Genomic DNA, 11,507 nt, shown 5'->3' with positions numbered 1-11,507 from the left:
ACCATGGGAAAAATAACAGGATTTTTAGAATATGAGCGAGAAACTGAAGTATATGTGGATGTTGCTGAGCGTACTAAAACGTACAAGGAATTTACACAACCGCTCCCCGAAAAAAGTTTGAAAAACCAAGGAGCACGCTGTATGGATTGCGGTATCCCATTTTGTCATAGCGGTTGTCCTTTGGGAAATTTAATTCCTGATTTTAACGATGCAGTGTATAAAGGAAATTGGAAAGAGGCTTCGCAAATTCTACATTCAACAAACAATTTTCCTGAGTTTACAGGAAGACTTTGTCCTGCACCGTGTGAAGAAGCATGTGTTTTAGGAATCAATGAGGATCCGGTGGCTATTGAGATGATTGAAAAAAATATTGTAGAACGTGCATTCGATGAAGGATGGATAACACCTCAAATACCATCTTTAAAGACTGGAAAAAATATAGCAATCGTTGGTTCAGGCCCCTCAGGTTTGGCTGCTGCACAACAGCTTAACAATGCGGGGCATAAAGTAATAGTTTTTGAGAGAGACGCTCATGTGGGAGGGCTTTTACGCTATGGCATTCCCGATTTTAAACTCGAAAAACATATTATAGAGCGACGAATACGTATTCTTAAAGATGAAGGTGTACTTTTTAAAACCAATTGTACTATTGGTGCGGATATTACCACCACTCAATTACAAGAGAATTTTGATGCTGTATTGTTATGTACGGGAGCTAATCAGTCACGATTGTTGAATATTCCCGGAGCTGAAAATGAAGCGGTCGTACCAGCAATGGATTTTTTATCACAAAATAATAAACGTGTAGCCGGACAACCGTTTGATGAAAAGGATATCTTGGCAAGCGGTAAGCATGTAATTGTGATCGGAGGCGGAGATACCGGATCAGACTGTATCGGAACCTCGATACGTCAAGGTGCTGCCTCGGTAACTAATTTTGAAATTATGGATAAAGCGCCTACCATTCGTCCCAAGGATCAACCATGGCCCTACTGGCCAATGAGGTTGCGTACCAGTAGTTCCCATGAGGAAGGTGTGGAGCGTAATTGGGCTGTTGCCACCAAAGAATTTTTAATTGATGAAGAAGGAAATTTGAAAAGATTGATCACGGTACAGGTTCAATGGAAAAAGAAGGGAGGACGGTTTGAGATGATGGAAATTCCGGATACACAGAAAGAGTGGCCGTGTGAGCTGGCTTTGTTGGCACTTGGTTTTACAGGTCCCGATCCTAAATTGGCGCTAGATGCTGGTTTAGCTACCGATCAGCGTTCTAATTATAAAGCATCCCCGAAAAATTATAAAACGAGTGCGTCAAACATTTTTACAGCAGGAGATGCCCGTCGCGGACAATCCTTGATCGTTTGGGCAATTTCTGAGGGCCGTGAAGCAGCCTATCATATAGATAAACATCTTATGGGGTCTTCTAATTTACCACGGAAGGGTGAAGGAGATTTGCCACGCATATAAAAACTTAGGTACGGCAAAAAGAAACCTTCAGCTCTATTTAATAGGAGCTGAAGGTTTTTTGTTTTACGCTTCTCCGCGAGCCGGATACTCTTCTTTTTGAATGTAATCAATAGCATTCAAAATATCTTTAAAAGAAGGTCTGGCAAATGGCATGGTCTGTACGGCAGAAAAGTATAGGGTTCTATCCGGTTTTACTAGAAATACACCGGGTTCAGAAAATTTTTCAGGTTCTTTATCGCTAATACCTTCTGACACAAATAATCCCCAATTTCTGGCCTCATCCATTGATAACGCATAACCTACGGGTAGCGACGGAATTTTCCATTGGTCGCCTGTTTTTTTTGCGCGTTCTTCGCTATCTCCACTAATTGCAATTACATTTACTCCGCGTTTGACAAAATCATCAAGACGTGTAGTAAGATCTTCCAAGTATTTCTTACAAACTGGACAATGAAGCCCTCTATAGAAAACAAGTAAAGAATAATTATCGGGATTTTGGTCAGCTAGTGACCATTTGGTATCGTTTATTAAGTCTAACTCGAGTTCAGGTACTTTTGTTCTTGGTTTAATCATATCTTTTTTTTCTCTTTTTTTTCGAAGATACACGTTGTCATGAGAATTCTGTCTTAAGGTTCTTAGAAGCTATTGTTAAACTATGTGAAGCAACGTACAGTTATTGAAGTTCTAATAAGGTGATACATGAAAATTTCTTTTATCTTAATATCTTTGACGGTTCAAACGATTTTCATTCCAGTAGATACCAATCCATGGCGTATAATATTGTTCTTATCGAACCAGAAATCCCGACAAATACAGGTAACATCGGTCGCCTAAGTTTAGCCTCAGGCTCAAGTTTACATTTAGTCAAACCATTTGGTTTTGAACTGAGTGATTCAAGAGTGAAACGGGCCGGTTTGGATTATTGGCAACATATCTCCTTACACATCTACGAGAGCACCGAAGAATTTTTTACAGCACATCAGAACGAAAAAATGGCATTTCTCTCGAGTCACGGTACTAAAACACATTATGAAATTGATTTTGAGGATGGTATGTTTTTGGTTTTTGGGAAGGAATCATCAGGTTTGTCTCAACAGATTACCGAAAACAATGAGGAGCGGTTGTTTACCATTCCTATGTATAGCGAACATATTCGTAGTTTAAACCTAGCAAATGCCGTGAGTATCGTAGTATATGAAGGCTTACGTAGTATTAGATAAAATCGCTCACTCCGGATTTAAAAAGGTAACTTCTTTAAATCTACGTTGCCTCCGGATAGTATGATACCAATCTTTTTATTTGCAAAACGTTCTTTCTCTTTGAGCAATACTGCGAGGGTAGTGGCAGCGGAGGGTTCTACAATAATTTTCATACGTTCCCAGATAAGTTGCATAGCTGCAATGATTTCAGTTTCTTCCACACGAATTATAGCGTCAATATGATCGCGTATAACGGGAAAATTTAAAGAGCCTAGTTGTGTTTTAAGACCATCTGCTATGGTGTAGGTTGAAGTATTAGTTTCAATCTCTCCGCTAATTAGTGAGCGATAGGCATCATCTGCCTCACTGGGTTCGGCTCCAATTACTCTGCAACTCGGATTTTTAGAAAGGGTTGCCAAAATTGTCCCAGCGACAAGTCCGCCGCCACCTACCGGAGTAAGAATGTAATCAAGATCAGCAATTTCAGAAAGAAGTTCCAGCGCTGCAGTTCCCTGACCAAGAATCACGTCCCAATTATTAGATGGATGCAAGAAAGTAGCACCTTTATCGAGAACAATTTGATTTGCCGCATGTTCTCTGTCTGTTAAGGTAGGCGGACACTCAATAATCTCTCCTCCATAGCCTTTGACAGCATCTTTTTTCACTTGTGGTGCGGTATTGGGCATCACGACAAATGCAGGAACGTTTAGACTTTTTGCTGCTAATGATAAAGCCTGTGCAAAATTTCCAGAGGAGTGTGTAACAACGCCTCTTTTTCTTTCTTCATCAGATAGTTGTAGTATAGCATTCACAGCACCTCGCATCTTAAACGCTCCCATTTTCTGAAAATTCTCACATTTAAAAAAAACTTGGGCACCGGATTGGCTGTTTATTGTTTGTGAGGTAAGCATGGGCGTATTATGGACATAAGGCAGAATACGTTTATGAGTCTCCAAAATTTCTTGCGGATTCAATTTCATTTCCCTAATTATTTATCAATGAGATAGCTTAAAAACTTTTTTATACATTTTATATCACGAGGATTACCGCAAGCTATAAATCCAAAATTTTCTTAAGTTCGTCGTCACTGATAGTTAATAAGCCCGCTTTTGGTAAACGTTTGGTAAGAGTTCTCCAGTTGTCATCCTGCTCAAAAATATATTTAAAAATAGGCAGGGCGGCTTCTAATTGTTTGTTATTTGCCATAGCCACGGCTTTCCAGTACTTCATCTCAAGATTTTCTGGAAATAGCTTTTCAGCAGCACCATAGGATTGCATAGCTTTATCCATATCACCATGTTCAATATCCAAATCCCCTTGATTCATATACTCATAAGCAGTATGTACTTTTAACAAACGTTCCAGTTCTTGCAATGGATTTTGATGATCGTCTACACGTAAATTAATTTTTTTATCCTGCCACGAATTTTTTGCGGGCTTGGCATTGACAACGATCAATGCTGCTGACTGCTTTCCACGTATATCTCCGCCGGTATTTTGAGCTGCTTGCAGTGTTTTTAAAACACGTTCGCCTAGCGGTAAATCAGCATGATTTTTATAGGCTTCTGCCATTGCGGGAACAACTTTATCATTGAGCATCATGTTGGCTTGAACCGAAAAATTATCTCCAACAATATGATGCGCTGATTCCACACAATTATCTCCCGTGTGGGCAGAAACATTTCCAGAAGCATCGAGAAACGCAACCTGGCGATAGGCTTTGCCGCTATCCTTAGCAATGAGTTCTTTGAGAGCATCGGTAGCTGAGGTACCTTTTTTCATTAGGGCTAGTCCTTCCGGACCAAAGGCTGGATTCACAAAAGATTGTGTAGCGACCACACCCACTCCCGACTGTCCCCATGATACCAGATTGCCAACAGAGAACCAATGACTTTGAACACCCACCGCCATCTCACCTGTAACCATATCTCTGGCAACTATAGAATAGGTATGAGCAAATTGATCTTTATATACGTTTTGTGACTGCATAGAAAAACTTGTAGTAAGTATACAAACACCTATAAAGTACTTAAAAATTGAAAGTTTCATATCAAAATGAATTTTTTAAACACTAAAGATATAAAGTTTTAAGGAAGGATCATAAATAATATACCGGGCAAGTCATTTTGTTACTTACAATATATCACATATTAAAAAGGTTCAATCATAAGTGTGATTGAACCTTTTGTTAATTTTGATATGTTATAAAACGTTTAGCTGTTAAGCATCACGGGCATAACGAGCATCGTTACCGTTTCACCTTCATCCAGACCATCAACAGGAGTAAGGATGCCTGCGCGGTTAGGAAGTGACATCTCTAACTGTACGTCATCGGCATTAAGATTGTTAAGCATTTCGCTTAAGAATCGGGAATTAAAACCAATCTGCATATCATCTCCTTGATAATCACAGGTTAATCGCTCCTCGGCTTTATTTGAATAATCGATGTCTTCTGCTGAAATATTAAGTTCAGCACCCGCAATCTTTAAACGGATTTGATGTGTTGTTTTATTAGAGAATATAGAAACCCTGCGTACAGAATTCAGGAATTGATTTCTGGCAATGGTTAATTTATTTGGATTTTCTTTAGGAATTACGGCTTCATAATTCGGATATTTTCCATCAATGAGCCTACAAATCAGCTGTGTTTCATCAAACGTGAATTTTGCATTTGATTCATTATATTCGATCACTACATTGCTGTCACTTCCTGCTAAAATTCCCTTTAAAAGATTCAGAGGTTTTTTAGGCATGATAAATTCGGCTACTTGCGACGCTTTAATATCTTCTCGGGTATATTTTACCAACTTGTGCGCATCTGTAGCAACAAAAGTTAAGCCTTCGGTAGAAAACTGAAAGAATACGCCACTCATAACCGGTCTTAAATCGTCATTACCGGTAGCAAAAATTGTTTTACTAATCGCTGTAGCCAGTACATCACCCAACATCTCTGTCGAACTAGGATCTTCTAATTCAACTGCTTTGGGAAATTCTTCGCCATCAGCAAAGGCCAGAGCATATTTACCGTGATTAGAGCTGATCTCAATCGTATTATTCTCTCCTGATACGAACGTTAAGGGTTGTTCTGGAAAAGTTTTTAAGGTTTCCAAAAGTAGCTTTGCGGGTACTGCAATTGTACCGGTATCTGAAGATTCTACATCCAATTTCGCAGACATGGTAGTCTCTAAATCTGATGCGGAAACCGTTAAATTGTTCTGATCTAATTCAAATAGAAAATTATCTAAAATTGGGAGCGTATTGCTGTTGTTTATGACTCCACCTAATACCTGAAGTTGCTTTAATAAGTATGAACTCGATACTATAAATTTCATGTGTGACGTGTTATGTACGATTTACGCAAATATAATTGTAATCTGTAAGGATTTTGGTATGGATAAAAGCATAGTTATTAACAAACCTTGGGGAGTTATTTACTTTTTTGATTAAAAAGTATTTAATTTTTGATTCGAATTGATATCCGAGGAAATCATCTGTATAATGACCCGTATGGCGAGGTTTGGCAAATTTGGTTTTGTTATACGACGTAGACGCATTTTTTGGAATGGAAAGAGATTGCCATGCGTTACCTTGGGAGAGTTTACTCAGATATACAATTTGTCCGATATGATAGGCATAGTGGGCGAGTTGTCGGTTTAAGGCTTGGGGAATGGTATGTGCGACATTTCTGATATAAATGGGGGTGTGAATTGTTGTTTGGGTAATTGAATCGATGGCTTCAAACAAACAATGCCAGCCGGTATTCCAATGATGTAGTACTTCCTCTTTAGTTTTCAAAACATCCTCAAACTCTATATCCCGATTTCTCCAAGGTTTTTCACCATCACTGGTTAAAAAATCAGTCCAACGAGATGTCATATTGCCGCTTAAATGATGTTACTATTATAGCGATACTATTAGAAAAAAAATCCGGTCGCTCGAACAGATCAGCGTTTGAAACCCGATCAATAGCTTTGTCGCCCAATGCTTTGTAGTATTTAAATTGCTTCTTAATACTTATAATTCATTCTAAATCTTCCATGTAAATTACTTATAAAGAAATGCGTATCAATATACTATATTTTCATGGAAAATGATATGGGTAGTAGAGCTTTATCGTTGGTATTTTCGTTTACGAAGAAAAGAGAACAGGAAGCCGAAACTAGCTAATAACAACAAAGGTAAACCAAGATTAAGCAGCTGATAGGTAGTTTTATCTGCTACTACCTTCTCGATATCAAGAAATGCCACATTTACTTTACGACCTCTCACCGTCATTAAACCGGAATCATCCAATAGATAATTAACAGCATTGAGTAAAAATTCCTTATTCCCATATTGCAAATTCATGTAGGGATCATATCCCAACGGGACGGGTTGATTTTTGCGTGTACTGTTTTTAATAACATCACCATCGGCAACGATAATCATAGCAGTCGGTTCACTTTGCTCTTTGATTGAATCTAAGGTAAATGGTTTAACGCGGTTATTATAAGTGGATTTAAAGGATCCTTCTAACAATACTGCAAGGTTTTGTGGCCCTTCCGTATAGGTATTCAGATTAGGTTTTTGACGAATTATATCTAAAGAGATTACTTGTGGAATTCCCTCTAATTTTGATTTAGCAGAACTGCTAAGTAAAATAGTTTTATCGATCGCATTGGCCAGTGTGTCAATTTGATTTGAAAACTCAAATTTGACAGCTTCTATATTTTTTACAATAGGATGCTCTGAGGTGGGTTTGGTCAACGAGCTAAAAAACCAGGGATAGGGAGTAAACTGTGTTTCATTCGTCTCTCCTGCAGCGAGTACTATCGGAGCTGAATACAAATCATTCACTAAGACCGGATTGATACGTGCTCCGTAAGAGAAAAACATATCGCCTAAACGCAGATCCTGAATCATGGCCAGCGCACTGCCTGATGGATTAAAAAGGCTATCCAGCTCCATTGACACCGTCTCTGTTAGCCATATAGATTTACCACCATTCATGACAAATTGATCCATCACCAACTTTTCTTTTTCTGTAAATGCCTCTGTAGGTTTGGCATTGATGATCAGATCAAATTCTTTTAATTCGGTAAGCGTTTTTTGAGGATTACTGCTTACAGAATCTAGGGTAAAGGCGCCAACAAAATAATATTCTTGAAGCGTTTTAATAAAATCTGCAACATGCACGTCGGGCAATTGCCCATTTCCTTTTAACACGGCAATTTTATGTTTTTTAGGGTGTAATAGTTTGGTTAATGCATCGGCAAAGGTATATTCTAATTGTTGTATTGATGCATTTACACGCTCTTCTGAGGTGGCTCCGATCGTGTTTTTGATCAACTGAACTTTTACACTTTTATTTTGATAACTCAATATAGCCCAAGGTACGAGTGTTTCAATATTAGTTTTACCATTTTCCTGTACGCTCACTTCCATGGGAGTTAATCCAAATTCCTGTAATTGCTGTAATGTTTCAGCTTGAAAATCTACTTCTTCCAACGGATTGGTGAAAGCATACTGTAAGTTGTTAGTATGTGCACTAAATTCTTCGAGGAGTTGTTGAGTCTCAGCTTGCAGTCGCTTAAATTCCGAAGGAAAATCGCCTTTTAGAAGAACATCAATAGTTACAATTCCCGCAGTATCTTCCAACAAATTAGTAGTTGCTTCCGATAAGGTAAAACGCTGATCATATGTCAAATCAAAACGTTGGTAGAAAGAAGTGGTTATGGTATTTATTACTACGAGTCCAATGGCAATTCCTGCAATCAATTTGATTTTTTTACCGGGACCTCTTTTAGAAATGGTTACTATGGTCGCCCACACAAAAGCAACAATCACGCTTAAAAAATAGAGAATATCTCTCGTGTCTAATACCCCTCTGCTAATACGATCATAATGCAATTGAATCCCGATAAGATTAAAGATAGACGTAAAGTCATCTGTTTTTATCAAAGAGGCTAAAGCATCAAAACCAAAAAACATGATAAAACACCCTAACAAAGTGGATATAAAAGCAGTAATTTGATTATCTGTAAGTGCGGAACAGAAAACACCAATACCGGTATAGAGAGCACTCAATAATAGCAATCCTATAAAAGATCCTGTAAAACTGCCGATATCTATAATGTCTGTGCTGTTCTTTAATTGAAAAATCGTAAACAGATACAATAGGGTAGGGAGTAGAGCGACTAAGATTAACAAGAAATTACCCAGTACTTTACCAAGCACAATCTGTAATAATGTCAGTGGTTTGGTCAGTAACAATTCAAACGTACCTTGTTTTTTTTCTTCAGCAAAGCTACGCATGGTGATTGCAGGAACCAACACCAATAGTACCCAGGGTGCCAATTCAAAATAAGGAGTCAAATCTGCAAAACCACTATCAAAAACATTGTAGGGTCCTTTAAATACCCAGAGAAAAAGTCCGGATATAGTCAAGAACACTGCAATAATCAGATAACCGATGGTGGAGGTGAAAAATGAATTAAACTCTTTTTGTAGTATTGCGATCATACGATTTGAAACGTTGTAATGTTATGGAGCAAGTATATTAATATTCCTGTACACTCCAGGCTTCAGGTTTTTGATTAAAATGTTTTTTGGTGTTTGCCCAAATATCCTTAAATAATTTGGAGTCACGATACGCATTAAGATGAGCCTCTGATTCCCAATGACTATAGGTAAAAAATTGATCTGTATTGTGAATATCCCGTAATAATTTAAGGTGAGTACATCCCTCAAAACCGTTTATTTTGCCCTTTTTAGTGTCAAACATTGCCAAAAACTCTTCAATACCTTCGGTTTTGAATCCCATTTTTACAATTCGGATAATCATATTTTCTTTCTTTTATTTAAACGTCCTCTTCTTCAAAAATGATACTTACCGTATCCTGATAATGCAGGCCAAACAGGCTTGAAGCGCCTCCCACGGTTCTTGGATTACTCTTGTATATCGCTAACTCAAGATAGCCCGATGAATTAAATATCGCTAACTTTTTACCATCTTCTTCACGTTTGCTCTTTTCGATATCAAAATTTATCGCATCACTATATTGCTCGTAAATATGTTCAAATACAGCTGTACGTGCCATTATTTTAAAGTTACGTCCTTTGCCGACATCTTCAAAAAACTTGCGAGTTACATTCGTAATCAGGTTGCCATAATTATCAATATATAAAATACTCGCGACAATTTGCTTATCCCCCACATTGACAATGGGTGTGATCCCTTTGATCATTTTTAAATCCGTAATGGTTTTACCAATTACCTCAAGCGTACCACCGCGAGCAATATGACAGGCTACGGTAACAAAAACGTCAAGAACCGGAAAATTAGTACCAATGGCATCATGAATATTAATTTCTACAGTCTTTTCAGGTCGATATTCTGATGCAATTAAACTAATTAAGCCGTTATTAGCGCAAATAAAATAGTGATCGTCTAGTAATACCGCAATATGTTTATTTTCCGGACTCAATTCACTATCAATACCGATGATATGAATGGTTCCTTTGGGAAAGGATTTGTAAGCGTTTTTAAGAATGTATGCCGCTTCGGTTATATGGAACGGCGAAATGTCATGTGATATGTCAACAATAGTGATTTGATCCAATTCTGAATGGATAGCCCCTTTAACCGCAGAGACAAAGTGATCTTTGAGTCCAAAATCTGTAGTTAAAGTTATGATCGGCATGTGCGAGAATTGTTAATATCTTTTAGTTATAAGCGCTCAAAAAAATGTAAATTTGTTATGAAGTTATGCAATGCTTTCAAAATCGTTATAAACAACAGGTTTACTGTACATTTTTCGGTTTAGAAAACATCAAATAACTTCAGCAAACTTAGTTAATCCAACAAACAATTCATACTAAAATTTCTATAGCTTTTGAATGAACTTATTATAGAACTGACAGAGATAAATCCGAGAGAGCTTTTCGGAGATCAGAATAGTAACATACAACTTCTCAAAAAATATTATCCGAAGCTAAAAATTGTAGCACGCGGGAGTAAGATCAAAGTTTACGGCGATGAAGATTTACTGGAAGAATTTGACGCACGTTTTACCATGCTAACTGAGCATTTTGCTAAGTACAACAAGATTGATGAAAATGTAATCGAACGGGTTTTAACCAGTCAGAGCAAAGCGGATTATGAAACTTCTGACATCAGCGGTGAGATTTTAGTTCATGGTACCGGAGGAAAATTAATAAAACCACAGACTGCTAATCAACGCAAGTTGGTTGAATCAACTTTTAAGAACGACATGGTATTTGCCATTGGTCCTGCAGGAACCGGGAAAACCTATACCGGTGTCGCATTGGCTGTAAAAGCATTAAAAGAAAAGCAGGTAAAGCGTATTATCTTAACTCGACCTGCTGTAGAAGCAGGTGAGAACCTTGGTTTTTTGCCGGGAGATCTTAAGGAAAAATTAGATCCGTATATGCAGCCTTTGTATGATGCGCTACGGGATATGATTCCGCACGAGAAGTTAGAGAGTTTTATTGAGAAAGGAGTGATTCAAATAGCACCGATGGCTTTTATGCGTGGTCGTACACTTGATAATGCATATGTGATCTTAGATGAAGCGCAGAATACCACACATGCTCAAATGAAAATGTTTCTAACGCGAATGGGTAAAAATGCAAAATTTATTATCACGGGGGATCCGGGACAGATTGATTTGCCACGTCGTGTCATTTCGGGACTTAAAGAAGCGTTACTGGTGCTTAAAAATGTAGAAGGTATTGGTATCATCCATTTGGACGATAAAGATGTGATACGCCACCGATTGGTGAAAAAGGTAATTGCCGCGTATAAAGAAATTGAACACCGCAACGAATAAACAGCTTACT

Annotated in this window: 12 protein-coding genes; 3 read left to right on the top strand and 9 right to left on the bottom strand. The window is 37.9% G+C overall.

What is annotated here, in order from left to right:
• The first annotated feature begins 3 nt into the window (after window positions 1–3).
• Complete coding sequence (locus BD809_RS11020; RefSeq protein ID WP_148783032.1) at window positions 4–1,467, top strand: glutamate synthase subunit beta; 1,464 nt, start codon at window positions 4–6, stop codon at window positions 1,465–1,467.
• A gap of 63 nt (window positions 1,468–1,530) precedes the next feature.
• Here BD809_RS11020 and BD809_RS11015 read toward each other — a convergent pair whose 3' ends face one another.
• Window positions 1,531–2,040, bottom strand: a complete 510-nt coding sequence (locus BD809_RS11015) for a peroxiredoxin-like family protein (protein WP_148783031.1) — start codon at window positions 2,038–2,040, stop codon at window positions 1,531–1,533.
• A gap of 194 nt (window positions 2,041–2,234) precedes the next feature.
• On the opposite strand from BD809_RS11015, the gene BD809_RS11010 reads away from it, so the two are divergent.
• Entirely contained in the window at window positions 2,235–2,687 is a 453-nt protein-coding gene (locus BD809_RS11010) for a tRNA (cytidine(34)-2'-O)-methyltransferase (protein WP_148783030.1), read from the top strand.
• A 17-nt stretch (window positions 2,688–2,704) separates the two neighbouring features.
• On the opposite strand, the gene BD809_RS11005 is transcribed toward BD809_RS11010, so the two are convergent.
• From BD809_RS11005 to BD809_RS10975, 8 genes are all read right to left on the bottom strand, one after another.
• On the bottom strand, window positions 2,705–3,646 hold the full coding sequence (locus BD809_RS11005; RefSeq protein WP_148783029.1) for a pyridoxal-phosphate dependent enzyme: 942 nt from the start codon (window positions 3,644–3,646) through the stop codon (window positions 2,705–2,707).
• Window positions 3,647–3,719: 73 nt separating this feature from the next.
• Entirely contained in the window at window positions 3,720–4,655 is a 936-nt protein-coding gene (locus tag BD809_RS11000; protein WP_246131515.1) for a DUF1028 domain-containing protein, read from the bottom strand.
• Between the two features lie 224 nt (window positions 4,656–4,879).
• Window positions 4,880–5,998 carry a DNA polymerase III subunit beta gene (gene dnaN / locus BD809_RS10995; RefSeq protein WP_148783027.1) on the bottom strand — a complete coding sequence of 373 codons (1,119 nt, stop codon included), beginning with the start codon at window positions 5,996–5,998 and terminating at the stop codon, window positions 4,880–4,882.
• Window positions 5,999–6,008: 10 nt separating this feature from the next.
• A complete protein-coding gene (locus BD809_RS10990; protein ID WP_317130870.1) occupies window positions 6,009–6,542 on the bottom strand; it encodes a DUF1572 family protein in 534 nt (177 codons plus the stop codon).
• On the bottom strand, window positions 6,523–6,648 hold the full coding sequence (locus BD809_RS16010) for a hypothetical protein (protein WP_317130869.1): 126 nt from the start codon (window positions 6,646–6,648) through the stop codon (window positions 6,523–6,525). Before BD809_RS16010 ends, BD809_RS10990 begins: the two co-directional genes overlap by 20 nt.
• A 128-nt stretch (window positions 6,649–6,776) precedes the next feature.
• Complete coding sequence (gene gldG / locus BD809_RS10985; RefSeq protein ID WP_148783026.1) at window positions 6,777–9,167, bottom strand: gliding motility-associated ABC transporter substrate-binding protein GldG; 2,391 nt, start codon at window positions 9,165–9,167, stop codon at window positions 6,777–6,779.
• Between the two features lie 37 nt (window positions 9,168–9,204).
• Window positions 9,205–9,489 (bottom strand): putative quinol monooxygenase, encoded by a 285-nt coding sequence (locus BD809_RS10980; protein WP_148783025.1) that lies wholly within the window; start codon window positions 9,487–9,489, stop codon window positions 9,205–9,207.
• Between the two features lie 16 nt (window positions 9,490–9,505).
• Complete coding sequence (locus BD809_RS10975) at window positions 9,506–10,348, bottom strand: SAM hydrolase/SAM-dependent halogenase family protein (protein WP_148783024.1); 843 nt, start codon at window positions 10,346–10,348, stop codon at window positions 9,506–9,508.
• A 192-nt stretch (window positions 10,349–10,540) separates the two neighbouring features.
• Here BD809_RS10975 and BD809_RS10970 point away from each other — a divergent pair, with 192 nt between their 5' ends.
• Window positions 10,541–11,497: a PhoH family protein gene (locus tag BD809_RS10970; RefSeq protein WP_148783023.1), complete on the top strand. Its 957-nt coding sequence runs from the start codon at window positions 10,541–10,543 to the stop codon at window positions 11,495–11,497.
• Window positions 11,498–11,507 lie beyond the last annotated feature (10 nt).

Source organism: Aquimarina intermedia (assembly GCF_008124785.1).
In the GTDB taxonomy this organism is placed as follows: Bacteria; Bacteroidota; Bacteroidia; order Flavobacteriales; family Flavobacteriaceae; genus Aquimarina; species Aquimarina intermedia.
The sequence above is the reverse complement of the archived record's forward strand: the minus strand, read 5'-3'. Positions and strand labels throughout refer to the sequence as shown.